Source organism: Marinobacter sp. B-12 (assembly GCF_056857915.1).
This window is the reverse complement of record NZ_JBSXOB010000059.1, coordinates 174,565-189,684: the sequence shown is the minus strand read 5'-3', so window position 1 is coordinate 189,684 and position 15,120 is coordinate 174,565. Positions and strand designations below refer to the sequence as shown.

At 57.5% G+C, this 15,120-nt stretch carries 11 protein-coding genes; 10 read left to right on the top strand and 1 reads right to left on the bottom strand.

The window, feature by feature from the left end:
- Positions 1–4: 4 nt before the first annotated feature.
- Positions 5–841 carry a UTP--glucose-1-phosphate uridylyltransferase GalU gene (gene galU / locus AC13D2_RS14320; protein ID WP_007152497.1) on the bottom strand — a complete coding sequence of 279 codons (837 nt, stop codon included), beginning with the start codon at positions 839–841 and terminating at the stop codon, positions 5–7.
- 365 nt (positions 842–1,206) lie between these two features.
- On the opposite strand from galU, the gene AC13D2_RS14315 reads away from it, so the two are divergent.
- From AC13D2_RS14315 to prpF, 10 genes are all read left to right on the top strand, one after another.
- A complete protein-coding gene (locus tag AC13D2_RS14315) occupies positions 1,207–2,379 on the top strand; it encodes a ShlB/FhaC/HecB family hemolysin secretion/activation protein (protein WP_482938833.1) in 1,173 nt (390 codons plus the stop codon).
- 156 nt (positions 2,380–2,535) lie between these two features.
- Positions 2,536–4,089: a glucan biosynthesis protein G gene (locus AC13D2_RS14310; RefSeq protein WP_482938832.1), complete on the top strand. Its 1,554-nt coding sequence runs from the start codon at positions 2,536–2,538 to the stop codon at positions 4,087–4,089.
- Between the two features lie 15 nt (positions 4,090–4,104).
- Positions 4,105–4,362, top strand: a complete 258-nt coding sequence (locus AC13D2_RS14305) for a hypothetical protein (protein WP_300497591.1) — start codon at positions 4,105–4,107, stop codon at positions 4,360–4,362.
- Entirely contained in the window at positions 4,355–6,466 is a 2,112-nt protein-coding gene (mdoH, locus tag AC13D2_RS14300; protein WP_482938831.1) for a glucans biosynthesis glucosyltransferase MdoH, read from the top strand. The genes AC13D2_RS14305 and mdoH overlap by 8 nt, the downstream gene beginning before the upstream one ends.
- 29 nt (positions 6,467–6,495) lie before the next feature.
- Complete coding sequence (locus AC13D2_RS14295) at positions 6,496–8,082, top strand: OpgD/OpgG family glucan biosynthesis protein (protein WP_482938830.1); 1,587 nt, start codon at positions 6,496–6,498, stop codon at positions 8,080–8,082.
- Between the two features lie 128 nt (positions 8,083–8,210).
- A complete protein-coding gene (locus AC13D2_RS14290) occupies positions 8,211–8,891 on the top strand; it encodes a GntR family transcriptional regulator (protein ID WP_317305621.1) in 681 nt (226 codons plus the stop codon).
- Positions 8,892–8,920: 29 nt separating this feature from the next.
- Entirely contained in the window at positions 8,921–9,808 is an 888-nt protein-coding gene (gene prpB, locus AC13D2_RS14285; protein ID WP_278367441.1) for a methylisocitrate lyase, read from the top strand.
- A 32-nt stretch (positions 9,809–9,840) separates the two neighbouring features.
- On the top strand, positions 9,841–10,971 hold the full coding sequence (gene prpC, locus AC13D2_RS14280) for a bifunctional 2-methylcitrate synthase/citrate synthase (RefSeq protein ID WP_317305623.1): 1,131 nt from the start codon (positions 9,841–9,843) through the stop codon (positions 10,969–10,971).
- Positions 10,972–11,000: 29 nt separating this feature from the next.
- A complete protein-coding gene (acnD, locus tag AC13D2_RS14275) occupies positions 11,001–13,598 on the top strand; it encodes a Fe/S-dependent 2-methylisocitrate dehydratase AcnD (RefSeq protein ID WP_482938829.1) in 2,598 nt (865 codons plus the stop codon).
- The gene (gene prpF / locus AC13D2_RS14270; RefSeq protein WP_482938828.1) at positions 13,595–14,779 is read left to right on the top strand and encodes a 2-methylaconitate cis-trans isomerase PrpF; all 1,185 of its coding nucleotides are present in this window, start codon (positions 13,595–13,597) and stop codon (positions 14,777–14,779) included. Before acnD ends, prpF begins: the two co-directional genes overlap by 4 nt.
- The last annotated feature ends 341 nt before the right edge of the window (positions 14,780–15,120 follow it).

Here is a 15,120-nt window from a genome sequence, read left to right as displayed (position 1 = left end):
GCGTCTATTTGCCTTTTTTGTATATGTTCTCGTAAACGTAGTTGGTGGCATCCACAAATCCGTCAATGCTGCCGCAGTCGAACCGACGGCCCTTGAATTTGTACGCCAGCACGCAACCGTTTTTTGCCTGCTCCAGTAGTGCATCCGTAATCTGAACTTCACCGTTCTTGCCGGGCGGCGTGCGCTCGATGATGTCGAAGATGTCCGGCGTGAGAATGTAACGGCCGATGATTGCCAGATTACTGGGGGCCTTTTCCGGGGCGGGTTTCTCGACCATGTCGGTGATGCGATAGAGCCCGTCTTTCATGGACTCACCCGCGATCACACCGTACTTATGGGTCTCATCCTCAGGCACTTCTTCAATGGCCACGATGGAACAGCGAAACTGATTGTAAAGTTTGACCATCTGGGCGAGTACGCCTTCTCCGGCGCCATCAGCCACACAGAAGTCATCCGCCAGTACGACCGCGAAGGGGTTGTCGCCGACCAGATTGCGACCGGTGAGGATGGCGTGACCGAGCCCTTTCATTTCATTCTGACGGGTAAAGGCGAAAGAGTTGTTGTCGATCAGCTCCCGGATCGACGTTAAAAGATCTTCCTTGCCCGAACCGGCAATCTGGTGCTCCAGCTCATAGCTGATGTCGAAGTGATCCTCGATGGCCCTTTTGCCACGACCGGTAACGAAACCGAACTCGTGAACCCCCGCTTCTGCGGCTTCCTCCACACCGTATTGAACAAGGGGCTTGTTCACAATGGGCAGGATTTCCTTGGGCATGGCCTTGGTGGCAGGCAGGAAGCGAGTGCCGTAGCCGGCAACAGGGAAGAGACACTTCTTGATCATAACGTTCGTCCTTATTTCGTTTCGGTCACGGCCTGTTTGAGGTCAGTCGTCCGTGTAGGCTGACTCACGAATTGTGCCAAGTGTAACCAAGTTAGTGATCCAAATGGAGGTCTTGGTAGCGAAATGTAGAATTTGGTAATAACTGGCACCAGTTATCAATAGCTGCCGCTTGTTGAAATATATAGAAAAAACTTTCAGAGACGTTCGTAATCATCTGTTTTAGATGAAGATTAACTTTGTAAATTTTAGCAACCGGCGATGGATTTAAGGGCTTTAATGCAATACATTCCGCAGTGACGATATTTTAAGAATAACCGGCACTCATCTCGACAGGCGGCCGGCGCTCACTGGCAGGATCAGAAACATTGAGACATTCTCTGTTGTTCGCACTGTTGTTGTGCGTTCTCAGCCAGCCCTTGTACGCTGAATCATCGGGGGCGTGGTTGCGTAATGGTTGGAAACCCTATGCCGATAACTTCGCGGGCAGCGTGAATGCGTTTCGCGATGAGCGTGAACACTGGCTTAGATCCCGATTGAAATTTTCCGGAAAAACCTCCCTGAACAGCGACGGAATGAATGGCGACATTGGCGTATCTGCCGACAGTCTTGTCGGCAGCAGCGATGCTATTGGGTTTCGCTATCGCGATGCGCGGTCCCACAAAAACCGCTCAGACGTCAATGCTACGTCGTTTCGGTACCGCTTTCCCGCCGGAGCCAACCAAGTCACTGTGGAAACCGGGAGTTCATACTACAGCCGTGCCATTACTAGTGGTGACAGGCGCTACAACGCCAGCGGCGAATCCAGTGTTGTAGGCGTCGGGGCCAGTCGTCCGCTGTTTTCAGGATTTGGTCTGGCGTTTGATGGTATTGCCCGCCATACCGGGCGGGACAGCCGCGCTCTGGAGAAGGGTAGCCTGGTATCAGAGAGCCGCTACGAGCTGTCCTCAGTTGGCGTCAAGGCAAAGGGCGGTCATGAGCTTTGGGGTGTGCAGGCCAACACTGGTCTTCAGGCGGTGAGTGGTCGCGAGTACAGTTCGACCGATTACCGGTTGAAGGAAGATGTCGGGCGCGAAGACGCATTCTACAAAGTGGCCATGTCCGCTTCGCTGGAACAGGAGCTCTATCGGTGGCGCTGGCGGATTCACGGCCGTTACCAGTTCGCTGATGAAGATCTTCCGGTGTCGGAGTATCTGACCGTGGCCGGTCCCTCCATGATTGCCGGTTTTAACGGCCAATCCGTGTCGGTTGTTCAGGGTGGCTGGTTGCGCCTGGATACTGCCAGCCCCTCGTGGCAGATGCCATTTATGGACGGTGTACTTTCCAGCGTGAATTTTGCGGTGTTGCACGGCTGGGTTCCGTACTCCGAAACCCAGTCCGACCGCCACGGCCGGGCCAGTGCTGGCCAGGTTTCATTGAAATTCGAGGGCCGTGCGTTCACGGCCAATGTCAGCGTCGGCCGTATGATTCGTGCCTCCACTATGGCCATGACGATGCCCGAACGCCCGGACGTTCGGTTCTCTCTCACCATGGGTATCTGATTTCTCTCTAATTTCTTTCTAATTTCTCTCTAACTCCTCTCTGATGGCTCTCTGGCCCCCCTCGCCAACCTGCCTTACAAAGATGTCACTTGAGACGGCGCGGGTCGCAGGTGCTACATTAAAAAGTCGATGGACATTTTTTGAGGTGGGACCTACATGCATTCAGGGAAACGATGGCTGATCGGCCTGGTATTGCCGGGGCTGCTCTACGCCCATGCGGCGGGGGCGCTTGAGTTCAGGGAGATAGTGGAAAAGGCCAAAGCAAGGGCTGAAGGTGAGTATCAGTCGCCACCCGCGGTGCCCGGGTTTCTCAGGAACCTGAGCTACCGGGATTACCAATCCATCCGCTTCAATCCGCAAGCCAGTCTTTGGCGCGAGGGAAACTCCCGATTCCAGGTGATGATGGTCCCGCCGGGGAGTTATTACACCCACACGGTCAAGCTGAATGAGGTGGATGCCGACGGCGTCAAACCCATTCCGTTTGATAAATCCGGCTTCAGCTTCCCGGACCCGGAGCTTGCCAAAAGGGTTCCCGCAGATCTGGGATATTCAGGTTTTAAGCTCACGTACCCGATGGGCAGTGGTGAGGAACAAAACCAGTTCCTGGTCTTTGCAGGCGCAAGCTATTTTCGGGGTGTGGGTGCCGATAATCACTTTGGCTTGTCGGCGCGTGGTATCGCAATTGACACCGGGCTGCCTTCCGGGGAGGAAGTGCCATCGTTTGTTGAATTCTGGCTTGAGCGGCCGGGAGGTGGCAGTGACCGTATGCGGGTTTATGGCCTATTGGATGGTCCTAGCGTAGCCGGCGCGTACCGTTTCGATATTCAGCCCGGCTCGACCACACGTATCGATGTCACCGCTGAGTTGTTCTACCGCAATCCGGTGGATCAGCCAGGCCTGGCGCCGCTGACCTCCATGTTCTACTACGGTGAGAATACCGCCAGACCACGCGGTGAATGGCGGCCTCAGGTGCACGACTCAAGCGGACTTCTGATTCATGACCAGGGCGCGGGCGAATGGTTGTGGCGACCTCTGACAAATCCATCTCGCCTCCGGCTCAGCTACCTTCAGGTTGATCGCCTGGCTGGCTTCGGGTTGATGCAGCGGGACACCCGGTTTGACCAGTTTGAGGATGCCGAGGCCCGATATGATAAACGTCCCAGCGCATGGGTTGCGCCAAGACAGGGGTGGTCGAACGGCGAGGTTGTACTGGTTGAAATTCCCACCAACGCGGAAACCAACGACAACATCGTTGCCTTCTGGAAGCCGAAGGAGCCGGTAAAGCAGGGTGACCACCGGGCGCTTGCCTACAGCCTTCATTTCGGTGACGAGGACGTATCGGGGCAGAGCACCGGGCGCGCAGTACAAACGTTTGTCGGAGATGGCAATCGCCCCGGAGGCGGCACGGAAGAGGGTGCCTACCGAATCATTGTTGATTTTGCGGGAGGGCCGCTGGACGATCTTAAACCCAATGCTGCCATCGTCAGTGAGGTCAATGAAGGGAGCGGAAACAGCGAAGCCGTTGAGATCATAGAGCATTTTGTTGAATACGTTGAGGCGGATGGCACCTGGCGCCTGTCGATGCTGGTTCGCCCCGTCAGTGAAAAGGCCCCGGTCCTCCGTGGACAACTCCTGCTCGATAACGAGCCACTGACCGAGACCTGGACCTATTCTATAAACCCGGATTCCGGGCTTGTAGAGAAGCAATAGAGCGGAGATTTGTTCATGCCGGAAACCGTATGCCAGCAGGCGATCGAGAGGGTCATGACTTATCTGCGCGACGATGGCGTGGAGTTGGACGCGGAAACGTGTCGACAGGTGCTGCGTTTGGTTGATAGCGCCATGAAGGACGGTGGTGGGCTGGATTTGCCCGCCCGGTGTATTGAGCTTGTGCCGGACTACTTCAACCTGCCGGGAATGGAGATCCCGGCGCCCATTCCGCCCCTGATGCGCGGCCACCTGGGGTACTACCCCCATGACTGAGGTCGTTAATGAAGCCCCCCATGAGCGTTCGGGAACCTGGCGCCGCACCGCCACTGTCCGTCGCTTTTTCCTGACATTGTTTGTGGTTGGGCAAACCATTGTTGCCAGTTACTTCTTGCTCTGGATTCTGCCGTATCACGGCGGAACATGGGTAGAGCTCGGCCTGCTTGCGCTTTTTATCCTTCTTTATATGTGGATTGCAGTGGGATTCTGGACGGCCGTGTTTGGTTTCGTACTCAGGCTGATAGGTGGCGATCGTCACAGCCTTCTCAAACGCCATCCAGAGTCGGAACTGGAAAACACGGCGCTGGCCAAAACCGCCATCGTTATGCCGATCTACCACGAGCCCGTGAAATGGACGCTCAGCGGGTTGAAGGCGGTCTATCAGGACATTGAACGGACCGGGCAGCTGGACCGCTTTGAATTTCATATTATCTCCGACAGCAGGGACCCGAACGTCTGGCTCCAGGAACAGGCCGAGTGGCACCGGCTGTGTGAAGAGCTCGGAGCTGAAGGGCGGCTGTTCTATCGTCGGCGGCGCGTGAATCTCAATTTCAAAAGCGGCAACGTTGCGGACTTTCTGCGGCGTTGGGGCCGCCGTTATCGTTATATGGTTGTGCTGGATGCCGACAGCCTGCTAAGCGCGGGAACCATCGTGAAAATGGTGCAACTGATGGAGCGGGAACCCAACGTGGGTATCCTGCAGACCGCACCCACCATTATCAACGGTGAGTCTCTCTTTGCCAGAGTGCAGCAATTCGCGAACCGCCTTTACTCGTCGTTATTCGCTACAGGCCTGGCAGCCATACAGATGGGAGACGCTGCCTTCTGGGGCCACAACGCCATTCTGCGTGTTGAGCCCTTTATGACGCACTGCGGTCTTCGCAAGCTGCGGGGCATCGGGCTTTTTCGCGGGCCAATCATGAGTCACGACTTTGTCGAAGCGGCCTACATGGGGCGCGCGGGTTATGAGGTGTGGCTTGAGCCTGAGCTTGGAAACAGTTTTGAAGAATCACCGCCCACCATTTCGGATGAACTCTCCCGGGACAATCGCTGGTCCCGAGGAAACCTCCAGCATCTTTGGATCCTGCTGTTCGGGCGGAAGTTGCGCCTGGCCCACCGGATGGCGCTGCTTAACGGCATCATGGCGTACCTTGCGTCGCCGCTCTGGTTGGCATTCCTGATTCTGACGACCGTTGAAGCCGTGCAAATGACGGTCGCCAGCATCAATTATTTCCCCGAAGGGCATCAGGGTCTATTCCCCCTATGGCCGGAATGGCGCCCGGAATGGGCTATCGGGCTTGCGTTGAGCACCCTGTCGCTGCTGTTCCTGCCAAAGTTCCTGGCCATCTTTGATGCTGTAATCCACGGCCTTGTGCGGGGCTTCGGAGGCGTCTGGCGGCTGTTTCTCAGTGTGTTGCTGGAAATCGTCGTCTCCGTCCTGCTGGCTCCGGTCCGGATGATGGCCCACAGCCGATATGTCCTTGGGGCTCTTCTCAACGTCTCTTTGTCCTGGGCAGGACAAAATCGCACAGAAGAAACGACATGGCGGGACGCTTTTCTGACCCAGTTTCCCGGCATGCTCGTGGGGGCAGGCTGGTCCGCCTTCGCCTGGAGTCTGGACCCCATGTTTTTCCTCTGGTCCTTGCCCGTCGCAGTGCCACTTGTGTTGGCGGCCCCGACATCGGTGGTGCTCAGCCGTGTAGGGCTGGGCCGGGCGTTCAGAAAGAAAGGGCTTTTGGTGATTCCGGAAGAGCTTACGCCGGTCGCGGTATTGAACGACGCCAGAAGCGCGAGGGCCCTGGATGATGAGGTCACGGTGATTACCGCTGTGGAGGCCGCCGTGATCCGGCCGAGCCTGAATCAGCTTCATCTGGCCCTGGCGCGCGCTGAACGCCATCCCAGAAGGGCTGAGTTGCTGGCGCCATTGGTACGACGACTCGCCGACAAAGGGCCGGACTCGCTGTCCCGGAACGAACTCAGCCAAGTGTTTCGTGACCGTACAGCGTTGGCGGAACTGCACCGGCTTGCCTGGCGTTCCTCACCAGACAGTTTCTGGGGGCGGCGAATATCCAGTTTGGGCAAGACAAAGCCTCAAGAGTAAAGAGCCTCAACCTAAGACGGGAGCATGACATGGACAGACGCACACTGATCAAAACCTTCGTCAGTCTGGCAGGAGCCCAGGCATTGCCCCTCTCGGCATTGATGTACAGTGGTTCCAGCGTGGCGGGCGAGGTTGGTGAGGCCAAGCCATTCAGTTACGCGTGGCTGAAAGGCCATGCGCGGGCTTTGGCCGGCGAACCCTGGGTGTCACATGAAGGGGAGTTGCCCGGTTCGTTGAAGAATCTGTCCTGGGACGATTACCAGGCGATCGGCTTTCGCCCCGAAGAAGCGCTTTGGCGTAACGACGACAATGCGTTCCAGGTGCAGCTCTTCCATCTTGGCCTCTACTTCAAAACCCCGGTGCGCATCCACGAAGTGGAAGATGGCGAGGCCCGGGAGCTGGCGTACAAGCCGGAATACTTCCGATATGAGGGGGAGCAGCCCTTGGGAACCCTCCCGGAGGATCTTGGCTATGCCGGTTTCCGTGTTCACTTCCATACGGACTATGGGCGGGATCTGGCCGCCTTCCTCGGCGCGAGCTACTTCCGGGCGGTGGGGTCAGAGATGCAATACGGGCTCTCCGCCAGGGGCCTGGCGATCGACACCGCACTGGAAAGCGGGGAAGAGTTCCCGCAGTTTTCGGCCTTCTGGCTGGAGAAACCGAAACCGGGCAGCCAGAACATGGTGGTCTATGCACTTCTGGATTCACCCAGCACGACCGGTGCCTATGCCTTTACGTTGACCCCAGGACGGAACATGGTGATGAGCGTGGATGCGGCGCTATACCCGAGAAAACCCATTCAGCGGGTGGGGGTCGCGCCACTGACCAGTATGTACCAGACCGGTGAGAATGATCGCCGCATGGCCTATGACTGGCGCCCGGAAATTCACGATTCGGACGGGCTGTCGATCCTGAACGGGCAGGGCGAATGGCTGTGGCGGCCACTGGTCAACCCTCGTTCGATCCGGGTAAATACGTTTGTTGACAATAATCCTCGTGGGTTTGGTTTGTTGCAGCGCGACCGTGGCTTTGCCAATTATCAGGATGACGGCGTGTTCTACGAGAAGCGTCCGAGCACCTGGGTTACGCCCCACGATGACTGGGGCAAGGGTAGCGTGATGCTGGTGGAGATCCCCACCAAGGACGAGACGTTCGACAATATCGTCGCCTTCTGGCACCCCGAGAAGCCCATGGAGCCCGGGCAGGAGTATCTCTATTCCTACACGCTGTCGTGGGGAGCCGAGCCGCCGATGGAGCCAGAGGAGCTGGCCACAGTTCAGGCAACGCGTACGGGATTGGGTGGCGTTGTCGGGCAGGAGAGAGAATACTTCTCCTGGCGGTTTGCCGTGGACTTTGCCGGAGGCGCGCTGCCGCTGGTGGGAGACGATGCTGAGGTAGAACCGGTGATAACGGCCAGCCGCGGGGAGGTGGAAATCACGTCTGCACGACCACTGGATTCCATTGGTGGCTATCGGGCTATGTTTGACCTGGTGCCCGACGACTCCCTGGAGCCGATTGACCTGCGCCTTCAGCTCAAGCTCGGCAATCAGGTCCTTACCGAAACCTGGTTGTACCAGTACACGCCGCCTCCCAAGGACGAGCGCACGCTCTATTAGCGTCGCCTCCGGGCGGTGATGGCTGCCTCTCTGTCAACAATAAAGCAGCCAGGTAATCCAGGATTGTTGACAATAATCGAGTTAGGGCGTAGATTTCCGGTAATTCCAGTCACTATTGTTGACAAAATATGCCGGAAGCTATCGCCCAAACCTATACCCGTGCCGATGAAGCCTTCGATTGTCTGCAAACGGCCATCGTGAAGGGCGACCTTGCCCCTGGCGAAAAGATCGGCGAAGTCGAACTCTGCTCCCGTTTCAATCTTACCCGTGGCCCGCTGCGCGAGGCGCTTGGCCGCCTTGAATCCCGAGGGTTACTGGTACGCCGGCCCCACGCCGGGGTAAAGGTGGTCTCAGTCAGCGCTGATGAACTCATGGAACTCTACCGCATTCGCGAAACCATGGAGGGGCTCGCCGCCCGTCAGGCCGCCGAGCGAATGACCGATCAGGAAATCGCTGACCTGTCCGCCACCCTCGATAGCCATGAGCGAATGATCGAACAGGCACAGGGTCAGGCCTACTATCAGGCGGAAGGCGACTACGACTTCCATCACCGAATTGCCACCGGCAGTCGCAACACTAAACTCGCGCAAATGCTGCTGGGTGATCTTTACTATATGGTCCGGATGTACCGTTACCGTTTGAGCACGTCATCCGGGCGCCCTCACATGGCGCTGGGGGAGCATCGCAGAATTGTTGAAGCCATAGCTCAGCGTGACGGCGAGCTGGCGGAATTCCTGATGAAACGACATATCCATGCGGCCCGCAGAAACATCGAGAAAAAGATCCAGCAAGGCGATTTAACGATCTAGAACCATCACACCAAATGACGAGGTTACTCATGTCCAAAACACTATCCCCAGGCGCACGCTTCCGCAAAGCCCTGAAAGAAAACCATCCCTTACAGATTGTCGGTACCATCAACGCCTATACTGCCATGATGGCGGAAAAGGTCGGTCACCAGGCCATCTACCTGTCCGGAGGCGGTGTTGCCAATGCTTCCTATGGTTTGCCGGATCTGGGCATGACCACTCTGAACGATGTGGTCGAGGATGTCCGCCGCATCACTGCGGCCACCGACGTCCCGCTGCTGGTAGACATCGATACCGGATGGGGCGGGGCCTTCAACATTGCTCGCACAATCCGTGAAATGGAACGCGCTGGCGCAGCGGCGGTTCATATCGAGGATCAGGTTGCCCAGAAACGCTGTGGTCACCGACCGAACAAGGAAATCGTCTCCCAGGAAGAAATGGTGGATCGCATCAAGGCCGCCGTGGATGCCCGTCAGGACGATGACTTTTTCATCATGGCCCGCACCGATGCGTTCCAGAAAGAAGGTCTGGAAGCGGCCATTGAGCGCGCAAAGGCCTGCATTGAGGCAGGCGCCGACGGCATTTTCGCCGAAGCGGTGACCGAGTTGGAGCACTACAAGGCCTTTTCTGAAGCCCTGGACGTGCCGGTGCTGGCCAATATTACCGAGTTCGGTGCCACGCCGTTGTACAATCGCAAGGAGCTTGCAGAAGCCGGCGCCGGTATGGTGCTGTATCCATTGAGTGCCTTTCGCGCCATGAACAAGGCGGCACTGACAGTTTACGAAAACATCCTCGAGAAAGGTGACCAGAAAGACGTGGTTGACCTTATGCAAACGCGGATGGAGTTATACGATTTCCTGAACTACCACGATTTCGAACAGAAGCTGGACGAGCTGTTCCAGCAGAAAAAGGGTTAATCAAAATCCAAACATTGATGAGGGGGAAAACCATGGCTGAAGCAAAACAACTCGGAGGCGCAGGTCTTCGCGGCCAGGTGGCTGGCGTAACGTCACTGTGTACTGTTGGCCAATCCGGCGCCGGCCTGACTTATCGTGGCTATGACATCAGCGACCTGGCGGACCACGCCCAGTTCGAGGAAGTGGCTTACCTGCTGTTGCGCGGCAAGCTGCCTAACCGGCAGGAGCTTGAGGACTACAAGACAAAACTTGTGAGTATGCGTGAACTGCCATACGCCGTGAAATCTGTCCTGGAGCACATTCCCAAAGATGCTCACCCCATGGACGTCATGCGTACCGGCTGCTCAATGCTGGGCAACCTGGAAACAGAGACCGACTTCAGCCAGCAGAACGACAAGATTGACCGCATGCTGGCACTGTTCCCGGCCATCATCACCTACTGGTACCGCTTCGCCCATGAAGGCGTGCGTATCGATACCGCCAGCGACGTGGATTCCATTGGTGGCCATTTCCTGGAACTGCTTCACGGCAAGAAACCCAGCGAACTGCATGAGCGCGTTATGAACGTGTCGCTGATTCTTTATGCAGAGCATGAGTTCAACGCCTCTACCTTCACGGCTCGTGTGTGTGCTTCCACCCTGTCGGATATCCACAGCTGCGTGACCGGTGCCATTGGTACCCTGCGCGGCCCGCTCCACGGTGGTGCCAATGAGGCGGCCATGGCGCTGATCCAGAAATTCCAGACCCCGGACGAAGCCGAGAAAGGCCTGCTGGGCATGCTGGAGCGCAAAGAGAAGATCATGGGCTTCGGCCATGCGATCTACAGGGAGTCTGATCCCCGCAACGCCATCATCAAGAAATGGTCGGAGGAGCTCGCCAAGGAAGTGGGTGATACCGTTCTGTACCCGGTATCGGTTCGTTGTGAGGAGGTCATGTGGCGCGAGAAGAAGCTGTTCTGCAACGCCGACTTCTTCCATGCCTCCGCCTATCACTTCATGGGTATCCCGACCGAACTGTTTACTCCCATCTTCGTGATGTCGCGAGTGTCTGGTTGGACCGCCCACGTGAAAGAACAGCGTGAAAATAACCGCATCATTCGCCCAAGTGCCGACTACGATGGCCCGGCGGATTCTAAATGGGTGCCGATCGACGAGCGGCCGTAATCCGATAAACCAGAATTTGAGTACCGCCCATGAACACTGATTACCGCAAACCCCTCCCGGGCACCGACCTGGAGTATTTTGACACCCGTCAGGCTGTGGAAGACATCCAGCCTGGCGCCTACGACAAACTGCCGTACACTTCCAAGATCCTGGCAGAGCAGCTGGTTCGTCGTTGTGACCCGTCGGCATTGACGGATTCCCTCAAGCAGCTGATCGAGCGCAAACGGGACCTGGATTTTCCTTGGTACCCGGCCCGCGTGGTTTGCCATGACATCCTTGGCCAGACGGCCCTGGTAGATCTGGCTGGCCTGCGCGATGCCATCAAGGAAAAGGGTGGTGATCCGGCGAAAGTCAATCCGGTGGTGCCCACCCAGTTGATCGTGGATCACTCGCTGGCCGTTGAGCACGCCGGTTTCGAGAAAGACGCGTTTGAGAAAAACCGTGCCGTGGAAGACCGTCGCAACGACGACCGCTTCCACTTCATCAACTGGACCAAGACTGCGTTCAAGAATGTGGATGTGATTCCTCCGGGCAACGGCATCATGCACCAGATCAACCTGGAGAAGATGTCGCCGGTGGTTCAGAACCGTGACGGTATTGCGTATCCGGATACCTGCGTGGGAACCGACAGCCACACGCCAATGGTAGATGCCCTTGGTGTTATTTCCGTGGGTGTTGGCGGCCTTGAAGCCGAAAGCGTGATGCTGGGCCGCGCCTCCATGATGCGCCTGCCGGACATCGTGGGTGTGGAGCTCAAGGGCAAGCTGCAACCGGGGATCACAGGTACCGACATGGTGCTGGCTATCACTGAATTCCTGCGTAAGGAAAGGGTGGTAGGTGCCTACCTGGAATTCTACGGCGAAGGCGCCGACAGCCTGACCGTAGGTGACCGGGCCACCATCTCCAACATGACTCCGGAATACGGTGCCACGGCGGCGATGTTCTATATCGACGGCCAGACCATCGATTACCTCAAGCTGACCGGGCGTGAAGACGACCAGGTCGCCCTGGTTGAGACATACGCCAAAGAGACAGGCCTGTGGGCCGACAGCATGAAAAACGCCGAATATGAGCGAGTGCTGACGTTTGACCTGTCAAAGGTGCACCGTACGCTGGCAGGCCCGTCCAACCCCCACGCGCACCTTCCCACCTCCGAACTGGCTGAGCGCGGTGTTGCCGGCAAGTGGGAAAAGGTTGAGGGCAAGATGCCGGACGGCGCGTGCATCATCGCCGCGATTACCAGTTGCACGAACACCAGCAACCCCCGCAATATGGTGGCCGCAGGCCTGATCGCCCGTAATGCCAACAAGCTGGGCCTGACTCGCAAACCCTGGGTAAAGACTTCCCTGGCGCCGGGCTCCAAGACGGTAAAAATGTATCTGGAAGAAGCCAGCCTGATGTCCGAGCTGGAAGAACTCGGCTTCGGCGTAGTGGCTTTCGCCTGCACCACCTGCAATGGCATGAGCGGCGCACTGGACCCGAAGATCCAGAAGGAAATTGTTGATCGGGACCTGTATTCCACCGCCGTGCTCTCGGGCAACCGGAACTTTGACGGCCGCATTCACCCCTACGCCAAGCAGGCGTTCCTGGCATCACCGCCACTTGTGGTGGCCTATGCGATTGCAGGCACCATCCGTTTCGACATCGAGAAAGACGCCCTGGGTCACGACAAGGATGGCAATCCCATTACCTTGAAGGACATCTGGCCGGATGATGCGGAAATTGATGCCATCGTGAAGTCCAGCGTGAAGCCGGAGCAGTTCCGCAGCACGTACATCCCGATGTTCGACATCACCCGGGATGCGCACGCCAACACCAACCCGAACTACGACTGGCGCCCCCAGAGCACCTACATTCGCCGCCCGCCGTACTGGGAAGGTGGCATGGTAGGCGAGAAAACCCTCAAGGGTATGCGCCCGCTGGCGGTGTTGCCGGACAACATCACCACCGATCACCTGTCGCCGTCCAACGCGATCCTGATGGACAGCGCAGCCGGTGAATACCTGCATAAAATGGGTGTGCCGGAGGAAGACTTTAACTCCTACGCCACCCATCGGGGCGATCACCTGACGGCACAACGTGCTACCTTCGCCAACCCGAAACTGTTCAATGAAATGGTGCGGGACGAGAGCGGCAAGGTGAGGCAGGGCTCCCTGGCAAGGGTTGAGCCGGAAGGCAAGGTCACCCGCATGTGGGAAGCCATCGAAACCTATATGGAACGGAAGCAGCCGCTGATCATCATCGCCGGTGCAGACTATGGCCAGGGTTCTTCCCGTGACTGGGCGGCCAAGGGTGTGGCCCTGGCAGGTGTGGAAGCGATCGTTGCGGAAGGCTTTGAGCGCATTCACCGCACCAATCTCGTCGGCATGGGCGTTATGCCCCTGCAGTTCGAGGAAGGCATCACACGGCAAACCCTGGGTATTGAGGGAACCGAAACCTACGACGTGGAAGGCACTGCTGCACCTCGCGCAGGACTCACGCTGGTTATCCATCGCAAGAACGGCAGTACCGAGCGTGTGCCCGTAATTTGCCGCCTGGATACAGCGGAAGAAGTGTCTATTTATAGTGCTGGTGGTGTGCTTCAGCGCTTTGCCGAGGACTTCCTGCAATCGGAGGGCGCCGCATGACCCACGCGCCCCAGATCAAAGTCCCCGCCACCTACATGCGTGGCGGCACCAGCAAGGGCGTGTTCTTTCGGTTGAAGGATCTGCCCGAGGCGGCACAAGTCCCGGGCAAAGCCCGGGATAACCTCCTGCTGCGTGTGATCGGCAGCCCGGACCCTTACCAGAAGCAGATCGACGGCATGGGCGGTGCTACCTCCAGCACCAGCAAGACCGTGATCCTGGCCGAGCCAACACAACCGGACCACGACGTGGACTACCTCTTTGGTCAGGTCTCCATCGACAAGCCTTTCGTCGACTGGAGCGGGAATTGCGGCAACCTGAGCGCTGCCGTCGGCGCATTCGCCATCAATGGTGGTTTCGTTGCCCAAGAGCGTATTCCGGAAAACGGTATTGCCACGGTTCGCATCTGGCAGGCCAATATCCGGAAAACCATCGTTGCCCGCATTCCCATCACCAATGGTGAAGTGCAGGAAACCGGTGATTTCGAACTGGACGGCGTGACCTTCCCGGCGGCCGAAGTTCAGGTGGAATTCATGGACCCCGCCGACGGCGAAGGTGCCATGTTCCCCACAGGCAACCTGGTGGACGACCTGGAAGTACCCGGTGTTGGCACCCTCAAGGCCACCATGATCAATGCCGGCATTCCCACCATCTTCCTGAATGCAGACGATATTGGCTACAAGGGCACGGAACTGCAGGATGACATCAATAGCAACCCCGAAGCGCTGGCGATGTTCGAAACCATCCGCGCCCACGGTGCTGTCAAAATGGGACTGATTCAGTCCGTGGAAGAGGCCGCCAGCCGCCAGCACACGCCCAAGGTAGCGTTTGTGGCAAAGCCGTCTGACTATGTGTCTTCCAGTGGCAAGGCCATTGGGGCAGGGGATGTGGGCGTGCTGGTGCGGGCCCTTTCCATGGGTAAGCTCCACCACGCGATGATGGGCACCGCCGCCGTTGCTATTGCTATTGCAGCCGCGGTACCGGGAACTCTGGTTAACCTGGCCGCTGGAGGAGGAGACAGGACTTCCGTGACCTTCGGCCATCCCTCGGGCACCTTGCAGGTCGGCGCGCAAGCCAGCCTGGTCAATGGTCAGTGGACTGCCACCAAAGCCATCATGAGCCGCAGTGCACGAGTGCTTATGGAAGGTTGGGTTAGGGTGCCCGGGGATTCGTTAGCGTTGTAGAGGTGTCCCAGTGAGTATGTGATTAAGTTGTCGGATTACGGCCCGGTAGGCGTAATCCGACGACGGTACTTAAACCTCCCTACTACTACGGCGGCGCAGCCCAAATTCCAGCATGCCAATAGGCATTGCCGGCCATCGCCAGAGTCAACCCCCGGCCAGCCCGTAATTGCGTCGTTGTTTAATCCTTATATCCGGATAGGTTACACACAACCCTGTCGTCGTGGCGTCAGAATACTTTACGCATCTTAGTGCTGCCCAGTCGCTAAGACTCGTTTTTTATAATGGAATCGCTATAAAACGAACTATTCAGATGCTTTTAGATGCCTTTTTCGAACCCAACC

Bases quoted from the DNA above. Each gene is read 5' to 3' on its own strand.
- mdoH (WP_482938831.1), top strand. From the start codon at position 4,355: ATGACTGAGGTCGTTAATGAAGCCCCCCATGAGCGTTCGGGAACCTGG.
- AC13D2_RS14310 (WP_482938832.1), top strand. From the start codon at position 2,536: ATGCATTCAGGGAAACGATGGCTGATCGGCCTGGTATTGCCGGGGCTG.
- prpB (WP_278367441.1), top strand. From the start codon at position 8,921: ATGTCCAAAACACTATCCCCAGGCGCACGCTTCCGCAAAGCCCTGAAA.
- AC13D2_RS14305 (WP_300497591.1), top strand. From the start codon at position 4,105: ATGCCGGAAACCGTATGCCAGCAGGCGATCGAGAGGGTCATGACTTAT.
- prpC (WP_317305623.1), top strand. From the start codon at position 9,841: ATGGCTGAAGCAAAACAACTCGGAGGCGCAGGTCTTCGCGGCCAGGTG.
- AC13D2_RS14295 (WP_482938830.1), top strand. From the start codon at position 6,496: ATGGACAGACGCACACTGATCAAAACCTTCGTCAGTCTGGCAGGAGCC.
- AC13D2_RS14290 (WP_317305621.1), top strand. From the start codon at position 8,211: ATGCCGGAAGCTATCGCCCAAACCTATACCCGTGCCGATGAAGCCTTC.
- galU (WP_007152497.1), bottom strand. From the start codon at position 841: ATGATCAAGAAGTGTCTCTTCCCTGTTGCCGGCTACGGCACTCGCTTC.
- acnD (WP_482938829.1), top strand. From the start codon at position 11,001: ATGAACACTGATTACCGCAAACCCCTCCCGGGCACCGACCTGGAGTAT.
- prpF (WP_482938828.1), top strand. From the start codon at position 13,595: ATGACCCACGCGCCCCAGATCAAAGTCCCCGCCACCTACATGCGTGGC.